Origin of the sequence: Cobetia sp. AM6 (assembly GCF_009617955.1) — a bacterium.
Classification (GTDB): domain Bacteria; phylum Pseudomonadota; class Gammaproteobacteria; order Pseudomonadales; family Halomonadaceae; genus Cobetia; species Cobetia amphilecti.
Window position 1 is genome coordinate 1,221,992 of record NZ_AP021868.1, and the last position, 20,293, is coordinate 1,242,284.

The 20,293-nt window shown below is 61.9% G+C and carries 15 protein-coding genes and 1 tRNA gene; 11 read left to right on the forward strand and 5 right to left on the reverse strand.

Annotation, left to right across the window (positions count from 1 at the left end; translation table 11 throughout):
• Positions 1-11 precede the first annotated feature (11 nt).
• From CLAM6_RS05215 to CLAM6_RS05240, 6 genes are all read left to right on the forward strand, one after another.
• Positions 12-722 (forward strand): SPOR domain-containing protein, encoded by a 711-nt coding sequence (locus CLAM6_RS05215; RefSeq protein WP_153635330.1) that lies wholly within the window; start codon positions 12-14, stop codon positions 720-722.
• The gene (locus CLAM6_RS05220; RefSeq protein ID WP_153635331.1) at positions 719-1,447 is read left to right on the forward strand and encodes a CvpA family protein; all 729 of its coding nucleotides are present in this window, start codon (positions 719-721) and stop codon (positions 1,445-1,447) included. Before CLAM6_RS05215 ends, CLAM6_RS05220 begins: the two co-directional genes overlap by 4 nt.
• A 243-nt stretch (positions 1,448-1,690) precedes the next feature.
• Entirely contained in the window at positions 1,691-3,205 is a 1,515-nt protein-coding gene (purF, locus tag CLAM6_RS05225; protein ID WP_043336916.1) for an amidophosphoribosyltransferase, read from the forward strand.
• A 238-nt stretch (positions 3,206-3,443) separates the two neighbouring features.
• The gene (locus CLAM6_RS05230) at positions 3,444-4,658 is read left to right on the forward strand and encodes an O-succinylhomoserine sulfhydrylase (protein WP_153635332.1); all 1,215 of its coding nucleotides are present in this window, start codon (positions 3,444-3,446) and stop codon (positions 4,656-4,658) included.
• 177 nt (positions 4,659-4,835) lie between these two features.
• Positions 4,836-5,378, forward strand: coding sequence for a cytochrome b (locus CLAM6_RS05235; RefSeq protein WP_153635333.1), 543 nt, complete (start codon positions 4,836-4,838; stop codon positions 5,376-5,378).
• A gap of 65 nt (positions 5,379-5,443) precedes the next feature.
• Positions 5,444-6,043 (forward strand): YceI family protein, encoded by a 600-nt coding sequence (locus tag CLAM6_RS05240; protein WP_043336921.1) that lies wholly within the window; start codon positions 5,444-5,446, stop codon positions 6,041-6,043.
• A gap of 182 nt (positions 6,044-6,225) precedes the next feature.
• Here the strand turns inward: CLAM6_RS05240 and CLAM6_RS05245 are convergent, their stop codons facing one another.
• Complete coding sequence (locus CLAM6_RS05245) at positions 6,226-6,843, reverse strand: LysE family translocator (protein WP_054554925.1); 618 nt, start codon at positions 6,841-6,843, stop codon at positions 6,226-6,228.
• Between the two features lie 653 nt (positions 6,844-7,496).
• Positions 7,497-8,363, reverse strand: coding sequence for a 2OG-Fe dioxygenase family protein (locus CLAM6_RS05250; RefSeq protein ID WP_084589647.1), 867 nt, complete (start codon positions 8,361-8,363; stop codon positions 7,497-7,499).
• Between the two features lie 695 nt (positions 8,364-9,058).
• On the opposite strand from CLAM6_RS05250, the gene CLAM6_RS05255 reads away from it, so the two are divergent.
• Positions 9,059-10,849 (forward strand): putative bifunctional diguanylate cyclase/phosphodiesterase, encoded by a 1,791-nt coding sequence (locus tag CLAM6_RS05255; RefSeq protein ID WP_225347763.1) that lies wholly within the window; start codon positions 9,059-9,061, stop codon positions 10,847-10,849.
• Positions 10,850-11,247: 398 nt separating this feature from the next.
• On the opposite strand, the gene CLAM6_RS05260 is transcribed toward CLAM6_RS05255, so the two are convergent.
• Positions 11,248-12,171, reverse strand: a complete 924-nt coding sequence (locus tag CLAM6_RS05260) for a LysR family transcriptional regulator (protein WP_054554924.1) — start codon at positions 12,169-12,171, stop codon at positions 11,248-11,250.
• A 223-nt stretch (positions 12,172-12,394) separates the two neighbouring features.
• Between CLAM6_RS05260 and trpB the strand changes: the two genes are divergently transcribed.
• Entirely contained in the window at positions 12,395-13,636 is a 1,242-nt protein-coding gene (trpB, locus tag CLAM6_RS05265) for a tryptophan synthase subunit beta (protein WP_054554923.1), read from the forward strand.
• Between the two features lie 126 nt (positions 13,637-13,762).
• The gene (gene trpA / locus CLAM6_RS05270) at positions 13,763-14,602 is read left to right on the forward strand and encodes a tryptophan synthase subunit alpha (protein ID WP_153635334.1); all 840 of its coding nucleotides are present in this window, start codon (positions 13,763-13,765) and stop codon (positions 14,600-14,602) included.
• A gap of 169 nt (positions 14,603-14,771) precedes the next feature.
• Here trpA and CLAM6_RS05275 read toward each other — a convergent pair whose 3' ends face one another.
• On the reverse strand, positions 14,772-15,719 hold the full coding sequence (locus tag CLAM6_RS05275; protein WP_153635335.1) for an alpha/beta fold hydrolase: 948 nt from the start codon (positions 15,717-15,719) through the stop codon (positions 14,772-14,774).
• Between the two features lie 388 nt (positions 15,720-16,107).
• Between CLAM6_RS05275 and CLAM6_RS05280 the strand changes: the two genes are divergently transcribed.
• Positions 16,108-18,459 carry a sensor domain-containing protein gene (locus CLAM6_RS05280; RefSeq protein WP_153635336.1) on the forward strand — a complete coding sequence of 784 codons (2,352 nt, stop codon included), beginning with the start codon at positions 16,108-16,110 and terminating at the stop codon, positions 18,457-18,459.
• Positions 18,460-18,649: 190 nt separating this feature from the next.
• Positions 18,650-18,726, forward strand: a tRNA-Arg gene (locus CLAM6_RS05285).
• A 306-nt stretch (positions 18,727-19,032) separates the two neighbouring features.
• On the opposite strand, the gene CLAM6_RS05290 is transcribed toward CLAM6_RS05285, so the two are convergent.
• Positions 19,033-20,202 carry a glycosyltransferase gene (locus CLAM6_RS05290; protein WP_153635337.1) on the reverse strand — a complete coding sequence of 390 codons (1,170 nt, stop codon included), beginning with the start codon at positions 20,200-20,202 and terminating at the stop codon, positions 19,033-19,035.
• Positions 20,203-20,293: the final 91 nt, after the last annotated feature.

The following is a 20,293-nucleotide window of genomic DNA, read 5'->3' on the forward strand; positions in this document are numbered from 1 at the left end:
GAGATGTCACAATGAAATATGGCAAACGCGAGCGAATCAGCGGTGCGGTCATCCTGCTGGCGTTGGGGGTGATCTTCATCCCGATGCTCTTCGATGAGCCGCCGGCCCGTGATGAGCGCCCGAGTCCGGTGATGACGCTTGGCAAGCCGGTGGATATCGATCGCTCCAACGTCGATGAGCCGCAGCCGCCCAGCGAGCTGAAGATCGGCACGGATGTGCCGATCACCTTCGTCGACAGCAACGGCAAGGTGCGTGACAGTGACCCGGGTGCTGGCAGTGACAACGGTTCCGAGTCCCAAGGCCGTGTCGCCGAGGCCGAGCAATTGTCGCCGACCCGCTCTGTGGCCAGCAGCGAGCCGCAGTCAAAGCCAAAGCCGGAACCGAAACCGAAACCGGAACCGGAACCGGAACCGGAACCCGCTGCCAAGCCCGCGCCCAAGCCTGAACCGAAGCCTGCGGTTGCCTCGAATGCGCCGTCGTCTTCCGCCGGTGGCTGGGCCGTGCAGGTCGGCAGCTTCGGTGACCCGGCCAATGCCGAGCGTCTCCAGAAGGAGCTGCAGGGCAAGGGTTTCGCGGCATACCGGATCCCGCGTGGCAGCAAGTTGACCGTTGTCTTCGTCGGCCCGTACAAGTCTTCCGAGATCGGTGAGTCCGCACGCTCGCGCTTGCAGCAGCAGGTCAATATCAAGGGCCTGCTGGTACGACGCAAGGAGGGTGAGTGAACGAGCTGGTCTGGATCGATTGGCTATGTCTGGGCCTGATCGGTATCTCGGTACTGCTGGGGCTGATGCGGGGTCTGCTCAGCGAGGCCCTGGGCCTGGCGGGCTGGCTGGTGGCACTGGTCGCGGCACGCCAGTTCGGCGCCGAGGTGGGTGGCCTGCTCGAAGAGATGATCGTCTCGCCGGGCATCCGCACCGCGGTCGGCTTCGTGCTGGTGGTGATCGTGAGCGTACTGATCTGGGGGCTGATGTTGCGCCTGCTGGAACGCTTGATTCATGCGGTCGGCATGGGCGGCTTCAATCGTCTGCTCGGCGGTGTGTTCGGCGCCTTGCGCGCGGCGGTCATACTGGTGCTGATCACCGCCGTGGTGGGGCTGACGCCCCTGCGTGACAGCGCCGACTGGCAGGCCGCCCAGTTGCGGCCGACGCTTGAGCAGCTGCGCGACTGGTCGTTGGCTCGCTATCGTGAATGGGATACGGGCGGTGACTGGGGCCAGAGCGTGTCGCTGCCGGATTCCACCAGCGGCAACCGGCTCAAGCAGCAGGCCAGCGGTCTGATCGAAAGCGCCCAGCGAGAAGGGCGTGCGTTGAGCGACAGCCTCAGCCAGCAGGCGCTGCAGTCGTTCACGCGCCAGGATGCCACGCAGGGCCAGCCCTCGCTGGAGGCGTTGCTCAGGGGCAGCACCGCTGGCGAGGCCGCAAGCCGCAACGCGGGTGGTGAGCAGTGACAGGCAGGATTTTCAGCGCCGGGCATCGTGGCCCGGCGTTGTCGTTTTCGGCATTCGGCACGCGTTGCTGAAGCCTCATGCGGGGCAGTCGAAGGGGTTGACCCATCGGTCAGGTGTTGCCTGCATGGGGGGCAGGCCTGACAATTGCGCCGTGTGAGCACTCATATTGCCATATGGACGGGCGCCGGCAGTCGCCAGCGTGCGCTTCCCTATCCAAGTGTGTATTAGTGAGGTAATGACGGGATGTGCGGGATTGTAGGTTTGATGGCCAACGCCTCGGTCAACCAGGCGCTGTATGACGCGCTGACCGTATTGCAGCACCGCGGGCAGGACGCCGCGGGCATGATGACCTGGCACGAAGGTCGTTTCCTGCTGCGCAAGAGCAATGGTCTGGTGCGTGATGTCTTCCGCACTCGTCACATGCAGCGTCTCAAGGGCAACATGGGGATCGGCCATGTTCGCTACCCGACCGCCGGTTCCTCCAGCGAGGCGGAATCACAGCCGTTCTATGTCAACTCGCCTTACGGCATCACGCTGGCGCACAACGGCAACCTGACCAACTCCGACCAGCTCAAGCAGGAGTTGTTCTCCTCTGATCTGCGTCACATCAACACCAGCTCCGATTCCGAGGTGCTGCTCAACGTCTTCGCTCACGAGCTGGGCAAGCAGGGCATGCGTCTGGGCGCCGGTGATGTGTTCGATGCCGTGCGTCGTGTGCATCGTCGCTGCAAGGGCGGCTACGCGGCCGTCTCGATCATCAACGGCACTGGCCTGGTCGCTTTCCGCGATCCGCACGGCATCCGTCCGGCGTGTTTCGGCAAGCGTGACTCCGCCGAAGGCGTCGAGTACATGATCGCCTCCGAATCCGTGGCGCTCGACGTCGCCGGCTTCGAGCTGATCCGTGACCTGGCCCCGGGCGAAGCGGTATTCATCGACATGGAGCGTGAGCTGCACACCCTGCAGTGCGCGGATGATCCGGTTCTCAAGCCGTGCATCTTCGAACACGTCTACCTGGCGCGTCCGGATTCCCTGCTTGACGGTGCCTACGTCTATGGCACCCGCATGCGCATGGGCGAGAAGCTGGCCGACAAGATCGTGCGGGAATGGCCGGAGCAGGACATCGATGTCGTGATTCCGATCCCCGATACCTCGCGCACCTCTGCCCTCGAGCTGGCCCAGCATCTGGGAGTGACTTACCGCGAAGGCTTCATGAAGAACCGCTATATCGGCCGTACCTTCATCATGCCGGGTCAGACACTGCGCAAGAAGTCCGTGCGTCAGAAGCTCAACGCCATTGATATCGAATTTGCCGGCAAGAACGTGCTGCTGGTGGACGATTCCATCGTGCGCGGTACCACCTGCAACGAGATCATCCAGATGGCGCGCGAAGCGGGCGCCAAGAACGTCTACTTCGCCTCGGCAGCACCGGCGGTTCGCTATCCCAACGTCTACGGCATCGACATGCCGGCGGCGGAAGAGCTGATCGCCCATGACCGTACCGAGAAGGAAATCGCGGACCTGATCGGCGCTGACCGCCTGTTCTATCAGGACCTCGACGACCTGAAGGACGCCTGTCGTGAAGTCAATCCGGCGCTGGATGAGTTCGATTGCTCCGTGTTCGACGGTGTCTACGTGACCGGCGATATCGACGAAGCCTATCTGAACGACCTGCGTGCCTCGCGCAATGATGGCGCCAAGAGCGCTGGCGAGACCCACGCGGTGGTGGATCTGCACAACGATTCGGAAGATCTCGACTGATCCGGCTGCCTGCCATCCTCGGCAGGCAATCACGCGATGAGCGAACCGCAACGGGCTCCGGAGAAATCCGGGGCCCGTTGCGCGTTCAAAACCGGTAACATTGGCGCATCGCTTTTCCTTCTTCTTCTTGCTGTCGACGCGACCCGAAATGCTGAAGACGCGACATGTCACAGCGGCGCGTGACGCTGGATCGTGATTCACAGGGCAGTAGATTCCATCAGTAGAGGTACTGGACACCATGCACGACGACAATCTTTCCCGCGCCGGTCTTTCCCGCGATGAGCTGGGCCTCGAGACGCTCGCCATCCGTGCCGGTCACCTGCGCGGTGCCGAGCAGGAACACGGCGAGCCCATCTACACCACCTCAAGCTTCGTCTATGGCAGCGCCGCTGAGGCCGCAGCCAAGTTCGGGGGCGATGAAGCCGGCAACATCTACTCGCGCTTCACCAATCCGACGGTGCGCTTCTTCGAGGAGCGCCTGGCGGCGATGGAAGGCGGTGAGCGTTGCGTGGCAACCAGTTCCGGCATGGCCGCGATCATGTCCACCGTGCTGGCGTTGCTGGAATCCGGCGATGAAATCGTCGCGTCGCGTTCCATCTTCGGTTCGAGTGTCAGCCTGTTCACCAAGTACTTCGGCAAGCTGGGCATCACCACGCGCTTCGTCGAACTGAAGGATCTGGATGCCTGGCGCGACGCGATCACGCCGGCCACCAAGCTGTTGTTCGCCGAGACGCCGTCCAATCCGCTGTCCGAGCTTGGCGATATCAAGGCATTGGCGGCGCTGGCCCATGAGAACGACGCCTGGCTTGCCATCGACAACTGCTTCTGTACGCCGGCCCTGCAGCGCCCGCTGACGCTGGGCGCCGATATCGTCATCCACTCCGCCACCAAGTATCTCGATGGTCAGGGCCGGACGCTGGGTGGCGCCGTGGTGGGAAGCTCCTCGCTGATGGAGGAGGTCTATGGCGTGGTGCGTACCTGCGGGCCGTGCCTGAGCCCCTTCAACGCCTGGGTCTTCCTCAAGGGCCTGGAGACGCTGAACATTCGCATGGAAGCCCACTGTGCACGCGCGCTGACGCTGGCACATTGGCTGGAATCGCATCCGGCCATCGAGCGGGTGCATTACTCCGGACTTGAGAGCCATCCGCAGCATGAACTGGCCAAGGCCCAGCAGAAGGCCTTCGGTGCGGTGCTGGGGGTGGTGGTCAAGGGCGGCCGCGAGGCGGCCTGGTCGGTGGTCGATGCGACGCGCATCCTGTCGATCACCGGCAACCTGGGCGACGTGAAGACCACCATCACGCACCCAGCCACCACGACTCACGGTCGCCTAAGCGATGAACAGAAAGCGGCCGCCGGCATCGAAGAGGGCCTGCTGCGTATTGCTGTCGGCCTGGAAGACCTCGACGACATCAAGCGTGATCTGGCGCGCGGACTTGATCGCCTCGCGAGCTGAGTCCCGTAACGCCTGCCTTTGCACACCAACGCCCGGTTCTGCCGGGCGTTGGTGTCTCTGGACAATTTCGCTGGTGTTGCCCTCAAGGGTTGGCGTCCGTTCGGGCACTGGTTAAGCTCTTGCTCAAAGAACCTGCCAGCTCGATGGTCAGGTGGAGACTGTCATCAGGAGCACCTCATGTGGCGTAATTCTCGACGGGGCTGGGGCTGGCCTGTCATCGTGATGCATTGGCTGTCGGCGCTGGCCATCGTCGGGCTCTTCGCGCTGGGCTGGTGGATGACGTCGCTTGGCTATTACGATGCCTGGTACCAGCTCGGTCCGTGGTGGCATCGCTCGGTCGGGGTGATATTGCTGGTGCTGACGCTGGTGCGGCTCGCCTGGCGCTGGAGCCAGACGACCCCGCAGGCGCACGGCACGCGCAATGAACAGCGCGCGGCGCTGGTCGGGCATGTGCTGCTCTACGTGCTGATGCTGGTGGTGATGATCTCGGGTTACCTCATTTCCACCGCTGACGGGCGTGGCATCAAGGTATTCGATCTCTTCGAGGTGCCGGCAGTGATCTCGGGGCTGAAGGATCAGGCATCGCTGGCAGGTGAGGTGCATTGGTATGCTGCCTGCGTTCTGATCATCCTGTCGCTGGGGCATGCGGCGGCAGCATTCAAGCATCACCTGCTGGATGGGCAGGACACGTTGCGGCGCATGATTCGGCCGCTGCGCTGACGAAAAGGAAGGCGTTGGGTACGCTCGAACGCCAGATGTGACGAAACCTCTCAAGGAGCACCAACATGAACAAGACATCCTTCCTCGGCAAGTCACTGGTGGCAGGTCTCATGGCGGCGTCGTTGCCGCTGATGGCGGGTCAGGCACAGGCCTCCGATTACACGATCGATACCGATGGCCAGCACGCCTTCATCCAGTTCAAGATCAGCCATCTGGGCTACTCCTACGTGCTGGGGCAGTTCAAGGAGTTCAGTGGTGATTTCTCCTATGACCAGGGCAAGCCGGAAGATGCAAAGGTGTCGGTAGAGGTCGATGTCGATAGCCTGGACAGCGCCCACGCCGAACGCGACAAGCACATCAAGTCGGCCGACTTCCTGGATGTCTCCCAATATCCGACGGCGACCTTCACCTCGACCGGCTTCGAGTCCACTGGCGATGGTTCCGGCAAGCTGAAGGGCGACCTGACGCTGCACGGCCAGACGCAGCCCGTGACCCTGGATGTGGATCATATCGGCGGCGGTGAAGACCCGTGGGGCGGCTACCGTCAGGGCTTTGAAGGCACCACCACGCTGAAGCTCGCCGATTACGGCATCGATACATCCAAGCTTGGCCCGAATGCGGCCACTGTCGATCTGTATCTGGTCATCGAAGGTATCCGCCAGTAACGACGGCAAACGCAGTGCACTGGTGCTGACGTCAGCATCGACAGCGTGCACTGGCGCCGTGGATTGAGCGCAAGCGCTCTGCAATCCCACCCCATGCCTCTCGACACAAACGCCCCTGCCAATCGGCAGGGGCGTTTGTGTTTGTGCAAGGCGCTCGCGTCACGGGGAGCGTCGTTCAGGCGTCAGCCGCGCAATGCCAGATAGCCGCCTGCCCCGATCATCAGGCCGCCGGCGCTGCGATTGAGGCGTTTGACCGCCTTCGCCGAACGCAGATAGCGGCGGACACGCCCGGCGAGATAGCCCACCGGCACCACGCCCAGCAGCAACGCGCTCAGGTTGAGTCCGGCGGCGATCACGATATCGCTGCCGGACAGCCGGGTGATATCCATGAAGGTGGGCAGGAAGGCGATATAGAACAGGATGACCTTGGGGTTGGAGGCCGAGATGAGAAAGCCCTGCAGAAACCCTTTCCACCAGTTGCCACGTAGCCTGGGGACATCAGTCTCATCCAGCGTCGGTGAGCTCGTCCATAACTTGTAGCCGAGATAGAGCAGGTAGGCGGCGCCCAGGATACGGATGACCACGAAGACTTCGCCCCAATGCGTGGCCAGTGCCGACAGGCCGAACACCGCCGCCAGCATGTAGCAGACATCACTGAGACTCATGCCCACGGCCATCGGCACGCAGGCATTGCCACCCTGGCTCATGCCGCGCGCCAGCAGCGCCAGGATGCCAGGCCCGGGGGTGATGCCAAACAGGAAGATGGCAATGAAGAAGGTCAGCCCGCTTTCAAAGGTCATGAGAGGTCCCTGATGCATAGAGGGGAGGGCAGCGCCGCCACAGCGACGATGTAATCAAGCGCGTCTCGGCAGGCGAGAGTGCCAAGCGCGAGACACCAGAGTAATGCAAAGCGCGGCGGTGCGGGAGAGCAGAACAAGAGGAGGGGATGAAGGAGGAGAAAGCGAGAACAAGGAAAGAGTGAAGAGAGCAGAATGAAGAGGAGATAAGAAGAGAGAGAAGAGAGAGAAGAGAGAGAAGAAGGAAGAATCGTGTAACAGGGCAGATGCATGATTCAAGACAAGCGCGAAGCGGGCGCTCTGTGGCATATAAAAGCGCCAGCCGGTGGCCCGGCTGGCGCTGGGTGCTGCACATGCACGTTTTCGTCGGCGCGCATCTTGTGACAGTGCGTCACCTGATGGCAGGTTCTCCTTCTTCTTTTCTGTGTCTGACGCCATGAGGCTCAGGTGCTCAGGTACTCAGGTACTCAGGCACTTGGGTACTTAGATACTCAGGTGCTCAGGCGCTTGGGCGCTCAGGGATTCAGGCGCTCAGAACAGGGTTTCACGTATCGAGGGACATCGGCATTGTGGCTTCTGCGCGGCGGGGCTTCAGATGAGACGACGCCGCAAGTTGCGATGCGTCTCGCTGCGATGGCTCGCGAGCAATCCGTTGCTCACTCGCAGTCGTTGAGGACGGCGTCCGGGAAATGACGACGCAGCATGCGGTTCTGGAACTCGTCGATGAACGAGCAGTTGATGATGATGATGAAGCGCTCGAAGTGCTCGCCGGCGTTCTCCTGGGTGATGGAGCTGACACTGTGGAACAGCTGGTCATCGTGGATATGCAGGACCTCGCCCGGGGCCAGCTCCGTGGTGGTCAGCAGCTCTTTGCCTGCCTTGTCCTGATAGAGGGTGTTGATGGCGCCGCTGACATTCTCGCGGTTGAGCACCAGGATGCTCAGGTATTTGCAGCCATCGGCGTGGATGCCCTGACCCTGGAGAGGATCGATGGTGCCATCACCGCGCACGCCGGTGATCTGCATCAGGATCGGTTCACGCGGGCCGATACCCCACATGTCGGCCCAGGCCTTCACGAAGGCGCGCACATCCTCGCGCTCGGTGAAGCTCTCTTCCAGCGGTGCGTAATAGCGCAGACGGTCAGCCATGCTGGCGGCGTCATTGAACTTGCCGCCCTGCGCCATCGGACATTCGCCCAGCGTCTCGACTTCATGCTGGTCGTTCAGGTGCAGCCAGGACATGCGCTTCCAGCGGGTGTTGACGTAGGGGTCACGCGGCAGGTCCTTCAGGAAGCCCTGCCAGGCCTCGAGGTCGATCTGGGAGGTGATGGATGCCTTGCTCCAATGCTGGCGTGCCAGCTCCTCGTGGACTGCCTCCGGCCAGTACTGCGAGGCAAGCGGCAGGCGCAAGGGGGTGGTGTCCGTCTTGGGGGTCGGGTAGTGCTCCACCAGGCCGCCCTGTTCCAGGGTGATCTTGCGGGAAGAGTCGGCCAGTTGACGTACGCCACGATTTGCGATGTTCATATGAAATTCCTCGACGTTTTGTGCGCTTGGGCGCAAATGGAAGGTGTTGCATTGGCAACGTCGAGGAGAATGGGAAGGTGCGCACGAGATAGTCAAACCCGTACCATGGCGGTAACACGCTAATCTCGCGCAAGTATCATCAATATGGGTACATGGCCAATATCGAGGTATGAGTAATCTAATCGACTGGTATTATGTAAGTCATTAGCGCTATTCTTCGCCCTTTGCAGACGAGCAGCGCAACGCATGTTCAGGCCGCCTGGCACTGCATGAAGCGTTGAGGATAGTGATCGAGAGGCGCTGCAAGACGCTGGGTTTACGCGCAGCAGACCCTTAGACTTTTCTCATGACGACAAGAACTCGTTCTGCGTGTGAGAGAACTCGTTCGAAGTGACATTCCGTCACGAGTTGATCTGCCCCGCCGAAGTCCGGCGAACAGGCGAAGGACGGCAGCGGAGGTATCCTTCAACATGGCTAAAGGGTTCCGCCAGGCCAGCAGGGCCGCCGGAATATTGTGCTCTCGTCCCGTCATCATTGCCGTGGTACTGACGTTGATGGTGGTGGTGATGTGGGGCCAGAGCATGCTGGGTCGATGGCCAACCGCGTTACTGATGGTGATTCTTGGCGCAACTGCGGGCATCATGCTATCTCGCAAGCGTCAGGTGTCACATCATCAGCATACGCAGGAGGCGGTCATGCAGACGAGTATGGTTGGCCTCTCGACCAGCAAGGGACTTCCCGTCAGTGATCAGCGCTTTCGAGAGCTGTTGGAAAGTCTGCCGCGCGTCGCCGTTCAGGGCTATGACAGCCAGCGCCGCGTCATCTACTGGAACGAGGCCAGCGAGCGGCTATACGGCTATAGCGAGCAGGAAGCTCGTGGACGATGCCTAGAAACTCTGGTGATCCCGGAGACGATGGCAGATGTCGTGGTGGACGCACACCATGCCTGGGTCTCTCAGGGTATCGAGATCCCCTCCAGTGAACTTGAGCTCAAGCACAAGTCAGGCGCCCCCGTGCCTGTCTTTTCTCACCATGTGATGTTGGGAGAGCGCACTGACAACCCGCTGATGTTCTGTATCGACATCGATCTGGCGGGTGAGCGCAAGGTCCAGCGTGATCTGGATTACATGACGCGTTTCGACCCCCTGACGGAGCTGCCCAATCGCCAGACCTTCGAGAGCGAACTCGGCGAGGCGCTCAGTGAATGTCAGCGTCATGACGACACCCTGATGGTGCTGTTTCTCGATATCGATCATTTCACCGAGATCAATGACACCCTCGGTTACGAGATGGGTGACCGCGTCATCCGTAGCGTGGCCAAGCGTCTGCAGGGCTTCCAGCGCAATCAGGATCTGCTCTCGCGCTTTGGTGGCGATGAATTCGTGCTGGCGATGCCACGACTGGATTACGAGAGTGATGCCCTGTCGGTGGTCGAGCGCATTCGTCAGGACTTCCAGCGACCCTTCGAGATCGAAGGGCGCCAGTTGCTGCTGCGCCTGAGTATCGGCATCAGCCTGTATCCCGAGAATGGGAGCGAGGCGGCCGAGCTGGTGCGCAATGCCGATGTCGCCAAGCATCGTGCCAAGCTGGCCGGGCGCGATGGCTATCAGTTCTTCAATCAGGAAGTCCGCAACGAGATGCTGCATCAGCACCATCTGGCCGGACGCCTGCAGGCGCTGCTGAATCAGGACGGCGGAGGGGAATTGTCGCTGCATTATCAGCCGCAGGTGGCGGCGCGCAGTGAGCGCATCGAATCCTTCGAGGCGCTGCTGCGCTGGCATTCTCCCGAGGGCTATATTCCACCCTCCGATTTCGTGAAGGTCGCCGAGCGCACCAATCTGATCGAGCGTCTGGGAGACTGGGTCATCCGCCAGGCGTGTCGTCAGCAGGCCGAATGGCGCGCCATGGGGCTGAAGGGCTACCGGATCGACATCAACATCTCCGGACGCCAGGCCATCAGCTCGGACGTCTTCACCCGCCTTGAGGCCTACGTCGAGGAATACGGGCTGACACCGCGGGACATCGGTATCGAGCTGACCGAGAACGTGTTGATCGATGCCGATATCAAGGTGCGCGACAGCCTGCGGGCGCTCTACGACCGTGGCTACAAGATCGCCATCGATGACTTCGGCACCGGCTATTCCTCGATGAGCTATCTCAAGTTGTTGCCCGTGACGGCGCTCAAGATAGATCGCTCCTTCGTGATCGAGTGCGCCCAGGAGCCCAAGGACCGCGCCATCATGGAGGCCACGGTCTTCCTCGGTCATCGCCTCGGGCTGGAGGTAGTCGCGGAAGGAGTCGAGAACGAGCAGCAGCTGGAGTTGCTGCGCGAGATGCGTTGTGACCTGATCCAGGGCTATTACTTCTACAAGCCGATGGCGGCCACGGACATTCAGCGCCTGTTACTCGGCGGCAACAATCCGCCGAATCGCGCCTCGGGGGCCCTCGCCTCGGACAAGGGCGCTGCAGCCCCTGGCTGTCACTGATACCGGTCGGCCATGCGAGCGATTGATGGTGCTTCTCCAGCAAAGGTCTGTTGCTGTTTGGGCTCTTTTTTGTTCGCGGACTAAAAGATATGATGCTGACAGTTGAAACGCGTCAGGCCGTCACCCTTCATTTCGAGTCCTCCATCTCGGATAAGGACTGGCCACCTGACGTGAAGTCTTCGAGTCGAGCCAGTCATGGCTCCTCGATCATTTCTGCCGAGGGTGGCTGCGTCGTTCAATGCGCAGGGTTGTTCGCCCATCCTCGCTTCCAGCCTGCGTTGCAGGTTGCGATGGTTCCTTGAGCGGATTCACGATCTTTCCGGCGCTATCCTCTGGATACATGTCCGGGCAAGCCAGTCCTTGTGACTGGCTTTTTTTATGCCTGTCACAAAGTGTGGCTAGTGGGGCGGTGCCGTCGCCAGCTCCCGGGCAAGCCATTCGCCCAGCGCCTCGGCATGCGGGTGGCGAGCACGAGCGCGGCCGACCTGCGGCAATGTCAGCGTCAGGCATGCCTCGGTCTCGACGAACCCCCAGGGGGCCACGAGACGCTTGCTGCGCAGGTCTTCCTCCACCAGATAGTCCGGCGCGATGCCGACGCCCAGTCCGACCAGTGTCGCCTCGAGCAGGTAGTTGAGGTGCTCGAAACCTTGCGCGTAATCAAGCCCCTCACTGGATAGTCCCTGGCGTGAGCACCAATCTGGCCAGGCTTGCGGGCGTGATCGGGTATGCAGCAGGGGCAGGCCCAGCAGAACCTCGGGGGAAGGGGGACTGGATGCCTCGCTCAGCCACTCGCTGTCGGGCCGCAGGACGGGCCCGATGCGCTCGGTGCCCAGCACGCGCGTCTCCTGATGCTCGGCGTCATCAAAGGGCGGCGTCTGGAAGCGCAGGACACCGTCCACGCCATTGCGCAGCCCTTCGTTGTCATCACTGGCGGTCAGGTGCAGCTCGAGTTCCGGCAGGGCGTCCTTGAGTGCCCCCAGTCGCGGAATGAACCAGCGTGCCAGAAACGACCCCGGGCAGCTCAGCACGAAGGGCGCCCGCGCATCACTGCGTGCCAGTGCCCCGCATACGCGTGCCAGACCGCCAAGGTGATGACGGGTCGCGGTCGCCAGCTCACGGCCGGCCTGTGTCAGCGTCAGGCCCCGCCCGGCGCGATCGAACAGGCGTGTGCCGAGTGCGTCTTCCAGCTGGCGGATCTGACGGCTGACGGCCCCGTGGGTCACATGCAGTTCCTCTGCGGCGCGCGAGGCGCTCTCATGGCGAGCTGCCACATCGAAGGTGCGCAGGGCATTGAGGGGAGGCAGTAGCTCGGTGCGCTCCATGGTGTGTCTCCTGAGCAAGTGCTGGACGTGTCATTGGCATGGAAAGAGTGGCTGCGCGGCAATGACCGTCTCGACCATCTGTGAGATTTTCTCACACATCTTGGCGAATTTATCGTTTTTCTTCCAGTGCCTGCAGCGCTAGGATGATCACCATATCGCTGGCCCCGCAGATGCCTTGCGCAGTATGTGAGACCAGCCACTGACACGATTCGAGGAGTTCAGCATGAGCCAGACGACTGCTACCCCCAGCCTGCGCCAAGGGCCTGATGCCAAGGGTTTCTTCGGTGATTTCGGCGGCCGCTTCGTTGCCGAGACGCTGATGCCGTTGATTCTGCACCTGCAGCGCGAGTATGAAGCCGCCAAGCAGGACCCGGCATTCGCCGAGGAGCTGGCTGGTCTGTCCGCGGACTATGTCGGCCGCCAGAGCCCGCTGTATTTCGCCGAGCGTCTGACCGAGCAGCTGGGCGGCGCCAAGATCTATCTCAAGCGTGAAGACCTGATGCATACCGGGGCTCACAAGATCAACAACGCGCTGGGCCAGGTACTGCTCGCTCGCCGCATGGGCAAGCAGCGCATCATCGCCGAGACCGGTGCCGGCATGCACGGTGTGGCGACTGCCACCGTGGCGGCGCGTTTTGGGCTGGACTGCGTGATCTACATGGGCTCCACCGATATCCATCGTCAGCAGCCCAATGTGCAGCGCATGCAGCTGCTGGGCGCCAAGGTCGTGCCTGTCACCGCCGGTGATGGCACGCTGAAGGACGCCATGAACGAGGCGCTGCGTGACTGGGTCACCAACGTCGATGACACCTTCTACATCATCGGTACCGTGGCCGGGCCGCACCCGTACCCGCAGCTGGTGCGTGACTTCCAGTCCATCATCGGTCAGGAAACCCGCGTGCAGCTGCAGGAGAAGGAAGGGCGTCTGCCGGATTCGCTGGTCGCCTGCATCGGCGGCGGTTCCAACGCGATGGGCCTGTTCCACCCGTTCCTCGATGAGGAAAGCGTCGAGATCATCGGTGTCGAAGCCGCTGGTGAAGGTCTTGAGACTCCGCGTCATGCCGCCAGCCTCAAGGGCGGCCTGCCGGGCGTACTGCATGGCAACCGCACCTTCCTGCTGCAGGATGAAGAAGGTCAGATCGGCGATGCGCACTCCATCTCCGCCGGGCTCGACTATCCGGGTATCGGTCCGGAACACGCATGGTTGCATGACATCAAGCGTGCCGAATATGTCGCCGCGACCGACCAGGAAGCGCTGGACGCCTTCAAGATGCTGTGCCGTCTAGAAGGCATCATTCCGGCGCTGGAGTCCTCCCACGCGCTGGCGGAAGTCATCAAGCGTGCGCCGGGCCTGCCGAAGGACCACCTGATGGTGGTCAACCTGAGCGGCCGTGGTGACAAGGACATGGCCACCGTGACTCATCACCTGGCCGACGAACTGGGCCTGAACCCTGACGGCGAGTAAGCCCGGGTCTGTCACGTGTTGCCCGGCGTCAGAGTCGTCAGTCGCTGATCGAGTCTGAGCGCCCCATGCCTTCTTCGCCTGCAGGTGTCATCGATGCCTGCAGGCCAGCAAATCCGGAGTCTATTGATGAGCATTTCCGCTATCGACACTACTGCCAGCAGCCGTCTTGACCGTCGCTTCGCTGCCGTGCGCGCCGAGAATCGTGCCGCGCTGGTGACCTACATCACTGCGGGCGACCCCGGCTACGATGCCAGCCTCGCGACCTTCCTCGGCATGGCGGACGCAGGCGCCGATGTCATCGAGCTGGGCATGCCGTTCACGGACCCGATGGCCGATGGTCTGGCCATTCAGCATGCCACCCAACGTGCCCTGAAGGCCGGCCAGACCATGGACCGCACCCTGGCGATGGTCAGCGAGTTCCGCAAGCGCGATCAGGACACTCCCATCGTGCTGATGGGCTACTACAACCCGATCTATCGTCGTGGCGTGAGCCGTTTTCTCGAGCAGGCAAGCGAGGCAGGCGTCGACGGCCTGATCGTCGTCGATCTGCCGCCGGAGCACGATGACGAGCTGTGCGTCCCGGCCAGCGAAGCGGGCATCAGCTTCATTCGCCTCGCTACGCCGACCACCGACAGCGAGCGTCTGCCGGGTGTGCTGGCCAACACCTCGGGCTTCCTCTACTACGTCTCCAGCAATGGCGTGACCGGCGGCGCGGCACCTACTGCCGAGAAGGTCGAGGCCGAGGTCGGTCGCATTCGTGAACATACCGATATTCCGGTCGCGGTCGGCTTCGGTATCCGTACCGCTGAACAGGCGGCGCGGATCGGGCGTTTCTCCGACGGTGTGGTGGTCGGTTCTGCCTTGATCGACCTGCAGGCCAATGCCGAGACGCCGGAGCAGGGTACTCAAGCCGTGCACGCCCTGACCCGTGAACTGGCTGATGCCCTGAAGACCGCGCGTCAGTGATTGCTGGTTAGCGGTCAGCATGCCCCTCGCAGGGGCGGTAGTTAGATAGATAGACAGCAACGCCTCGAACCCTGTTCGGGGCGTTGCTGTTTGTGAGGCACGCGCTATCGGCACGACGCGGCGTGTCACGTCCATCGCCTCGTTCTCGCACTTACCCTTGTTCTTACGCTCACGAAGCGGGCGCTGGCAGGATCTGGTCCAACCAGTGTGCTATCCGCCCACGTATCTGGTCACTGTCGTGCCATTGCAGCAGCAGATGGGGCGCCTCGGGCAGGTAATGAATCTCGAGCGTATCGCGTGAGGCGCTCGGCCAGTCGCTGACCAGCCGCTCGATGGCCACACGGGGCACGGTCTCATCGCGATCACCGTGCAACAGCAGGGTGGGCGGCAGTCGTGTGTCAGCAGAAAGTGCTGCGATGTCATCGCTGGCGTGATCCGTGAAGCGAATCAGGCCGTAATAGGCATCAAGGCGCACGGAATGCACGACGCGGGAATCCTTGGCCAACCGCCCGGCAGCTGCGGGCTGAAGTTCTCCTTCGGGGTACCTGCGTGGCACCTCCACGCTGGTCGCTGGGATAAGGTGCGCCGCCGTCCAGAGTCCTGCGTTGTACAGATAGCGCCAGCGGATGCCGCCGCGGACGCCCGGGGCGGCGAGCAGGCTGCCATCGATCGACAGCGCCGGATGTTGGGCGAGGGCATTGAGTATCACCGAGCCGCCCATGCTTTCTCCCGCCACGATCAAGGGGAGGTTCGGGTGGCGCTGGCGCAGTACCGTGATGGCGTCCACCAGATCCTCGACCAGCAACGGGGACTCCGGCCATCGCCCTTGCTGGCTGGACTCCCCGAAACCGCGTTGGTCATAGGCGTAGGTCACGATGCCTTGTCCGGCCAGCCACGGGCCCAGATCGGCATATGCCAGCCGGAAGTCGCCGTAGCTGTGCAGGCCAAGCAGCATGGCGCGTTGAGGGGTTGCCTGCGCAGGTTGCCAGGACTCCCATGCCAGCGACGTGGCGTCGCGGGTCACGAGATGGCGTGAGGCGGAGGATTCATCAAGGCAAGGGGCCTGGTGGATGTCATTGGCCGCAAGGTAGTGCGGCCCGCATCCCGATAGCAGCATGCAGAGTGTGACTGACACAAAGGGCAGCAGAGCGTTCAAGGAGTGGCTCTCCGTGGCGAATGGCGTGATGTGTGTACTACGCCCGACGCTGCCGAGTGGATCATGCTGTCAGGGCATCTGAAATGTGAGCGTTGTCAGTGTTGTGGGAGTGAACGCGCTCGATTCAAAGGCCTGTGCGGCGCTCGAGAGCCGAATGATGATCGACGCCAGTGCCGATCGAATGACGCTGGACTCATATTCAACGCATCGCAGTGGGTTAATATCACTGAGACATAGGCCGCATACTGGTGCCGAGGATCCGGCACGCTGGTGCTGGTAATTCGCCGAGTCCTGAGGCTCGGCATGTCATCCAGCCAGGATCGCAGAGGAGTCTGCTGAGGATACGCCAGTGAGTGACACCACATCGTTTGGCACCATGCCGAGCACTTCCCGGCCCGCCAATGGCCAGGAAGCCGAAGGCTTGTTGAATCAGCTGCTGGATCACACCAGCAACGGCGTCTGTTGCTATGACCTCGAAGGGCGCATTCGCTGGGTCAACCCCGCCTTTGAGCAGCTTCTCGGCTATCGAGAGCAGCAGGTGGTCGGCAAGGTGCCCAGTGAATTTTTGATGGGGCCGGCATCCGATCTGCTGGTCATCACCCGATTGCGTGAACAGCGCCGCCGCGGCGAACCCAGCGATGAGGAGCTGGTGCATTACGACAGCAATGGCCAACCACTGCGATTGCGGCTGCGCTGCATTCCACTCAAGGATTCCAGGGGGCGGGTGGAAGGGTATCTGGGGCTGCAGACGGACATTACCCAGATGCACCGGGCCTTGATGTTGAGCCATTCCCAGCTTGAGCTGCTGGAAGCCGTGGCGGCAGGCCAGTCTCTGGACAAGACGCTGCGCGACCTGTGCCTGACCATCGAAGGCGCCGCGGTTCAGGTGCGCTCCTCGTTGCTGCTGCTGGATGATGTGGGCCGCACCATCGTGGCAGGTCAGGGGCCCAGCCTGCCGGCAAGCTTTATGCTGTTCACCCGTGGTTTGAAGATCGGGGAAGGCGTGGGCACCTGTGGGACGGCGATGTGGCGGCGCAAGCCGGTCATGACGCCTTCCATCGCGCAGGAACCTGCCTGGGAGGGCTTCCGTGAGCATCCGCATGCGTTGGGGCTGGATGCCTGCCTGTCGATGCCGATTCTCGATGGCGAGGATAATCCGCTGGGCAGCTTTGCCTTCTATGCCGAGACAGGCGAGGTCTTCGATGCAACTCACCATGGCTTGCTCGAAGTGGCGGTCAAGGTGGCCAGGCTGGCGATCGAACGCTATCGACGTGACCAGCAGCTGACGCATCAGGCCTTGCACGACTCGTTGACCGGCTTGCCCAACCGGCGCCTCGTGCGTCGTCATCTCTGTGAGCTGGCGGAGCAGGCCCAGCCCGGCGAGATGGGCGCGCTGATGTTCCTGGATCTTGATCACTTCAAGCGTCTCAACGATATCCTCGGTCACGATGCCGGTGACCTGGCGCTCAAGCAGGTCGCCTCGCGTCTGGCAGAGATGCTGGGCCCGCAGGACTTCCTCGCGCGCCATGGGGGAGACGAGTTCATCGTGCTGCTGGCACCGAGAGCCGGTGGGCCGCGCGAAGCGGCTAGCCGAGCGCGCCAGGTGGCGGAGCAGATGCTGGAGCGACTGCAGGAGCCGCTGGAGCTTGAAGGGCGAACGCATCAGTTGACCGGCTCGTTGGGCATCACGCTCTATCCGCGTCATGAGGAAGGCTATGGCGCCTGCTCTCAGCAAGTGTTGCCGGCTGGCAAGGCCGAGCATGACGAAATTGATAGAGAAGAGAGTGATGCCTGGAGTCACCTCCTGCATCAAGCGGATATCGCGCTCTATGAGAGCAAGGGGGCCGGGCGTGCACGGCTGTGTTTCTTCGCGCCCGAGATGCGCCAACGCATCATCGATGCCGCTCGGATGGAACACGCGCTGCGTGAGGCCGTGTCTCGCCAGCAGCTGAGTGTCCACCTCCAGCCGCAATTTTCCCTGCCCGAAAGTGGTGAGCCGCAATTGTGTGGCGCCGAGGCATTGCTGCGTTGGCATGACCCGCAGCTTGGGATGGTCTCGCCAGCGACCTTCATCCCCATCGCGGAGGAGTCCGGCCTGATTCTCGAGCTGGGACATTGGGTGCTGGAGCAGGTCTGTCGCGAGCTTGCCGCCATGACCGCTCGAGGCTATGCGCTACCGATGGCGGTCAATGTCAGTCAGGTGCAGTTCCGTAGCAGCGAGTTCGTGCCGCAGGTCACCAGGCTGTTGGCGCAACATGACTTCGCGCCTGAGCTCTTGCGTATGGAAATCACCGAGAGCCTGGCGACGGATGATGAAGCGGCAATGCTCGAGAAGATTGACCAGCTGGCAGCCTTGGGCCTGAGCTTCTCGATTGATGATTTCGGCATCGGCTACTCGAATCTGTCGCGTTTGCGTCGTATGCCGCTCAAGGAGCTGAAGATAGATCGCAGCTTCATCAATGACCTGTCTCATGAGGAATCGCCAGACACGCATACCACGGGCAACGAGATCGTGCGTGCCATGCTGATGATGGCGAGCGCCCTGTCACTCGATGTCGTGGCGGAAGGCGTGGAAGAGACGGAGCAACTCGAAGTCTTGCGGCGCATGGGTTGCTCGCGAGTTCAGGGTTACCTGCTGGGGCGCCCGCGCCCGATGGCAGAGGTGATTGGCGACGCGGAGGCCCGATTGTCGAAAGGATAGGGAAGGCATGTTCATGAGGCTGTCTCAGCCAGCCTGGGGCATGACACCGAAATCAGGCGTGGAGCATGCCTTCAGGTTATTGCTCCAGCGCCTCCAGCATGTGGATGACGACGAAGGGGCGTGAAGCAGGCGGTGCAGCAATTGTCGGGTTTATCTCGCCACTTCAATGGCTTATACTTCCGCTCGCTACGCCCCCTTAGCTCAGCTGGATAGAGCGGCCCCCTCCTAAGGGGCAGGTCGCAGGTTCGACTCCTGCAGGGGGCGCCAGCAATCCCACCTTCTGGACGCCGTCGTCTGTCCTGCCTTCTGCGTCATCGCCTTATCGTCTTCTCTGCACCGTTCGTTGCGTGCTCGGCCCTTGCTCTGTGAGCAGCGCCCGTCCTGGCTTCAGGCCCGGAGTAAGAATTGCCGCACTTGATCTTCCTATCCGATTACTCGTTCAACAATGTCCTGGCTCTTGGTCTGGACATCGCATCGTCTTGCCAGCCAATCGTCCTGCCAGTTCAGCGTCGCGGGAAGGCGCAAGAACAAGCCCTGCAAGAGAGTCTCTCGATAAACGCAGGGCTTTGGGTGTCAGCGGGAGTCTGATGTCACGGCATCAGTGGGCAGGGACAGAAACTCCTGCATGATGCGGGTATCGCGGAAGCGTTCGATCAGCTCCGGATCCGAGTCGAGTGCCGGCGGGTTGGCGAGACCTTCACGAATCTTGGCTGCCAGCGCCTCGATGGAGTCTTCGGAGATCAGGCGCGCCTGATCATGGATCAAGACATTGCGAATGCCGCCGGGGACATCCGGTGCCACGCACGGCGTGCCACAGCACATGCTCTCCACCAGCACGATGCCGAAGGCCTCACTGCGTGAACTGAGCACGAACAGACGGGCGTGCTTCATCCACGGGTAGGGGTTCAGGCGGCTACCGATCAGGTGGACCCTGTCGCCGACGCCCAGCTCGCGGATCAGTGCTTCGATGGCTTCCCGCTTGGGGCCATCGCCGACGATGACGAGGTCTTCCTCGATGCCTGAGGCGAGGTATGCCTTGATCAGCACATCCTGACGCTTGACGTCCGAGAGACGACACACCTGCACCACGTAAGGGCGGGAGGGCAGTTCCACCTCTTCCTCTGCCATGGCGGCGATGGCATCCAGATCACAGACATTGCCGATGGTCGCGAGTCTCGCCGCCTTGATCCCGTGATGGTCCAGCAGGCTTTCCAGTTGCTGGCGCACATTGTCGGTGTTGCACACGACCTGTTTGCCGCTATACAGGCGGCTCAACAGGAAACGTTGCCGCCAGCCCTCTTTCAGGTCGCCGGGCCATGACACCGCCACCTGCCACAGGCGAGGGTCCCGCCACGACCAGAAGGTCTCGAAGGCGCCCTGGCCGCGCGTGATGACCCGATCGATCGGGCCGTGTTCCTTCTCCAGGCGCGCGATGAAACGGCGCAGATAGTGGCCGCCGTAATAGCCTCGCCAGACGTATCCTGAGCCCTTGATCCACGGAGCCAGCAGCAGGCGGGTGAACAGGTCGTAGAACAGGCCGATGCCCGTCTTGCGAAATGCCTTGTCGAAGTCGACCTGATGAAGGTGCACGCCGGCATCCGGGACGAGTTCCAGTTCGCCTTTCAGTACCAGTACATGGACCTCATGCCCTTCGCGGTGCAAGACATTGGCGAGATTGACGGTATTGCGTTGGATGCCGCCGATGTTGAGCTTGCGGACGATTAGCAGGACGCGTTGTTTCATGGCTGAGGTCTATGTCGGAAGTGGAGTCGATGTGCACAAGTCAGTCACGTTGAAGCCTTGGCTGCTCAAGTCGATCAAGTGTCGGTCTTTC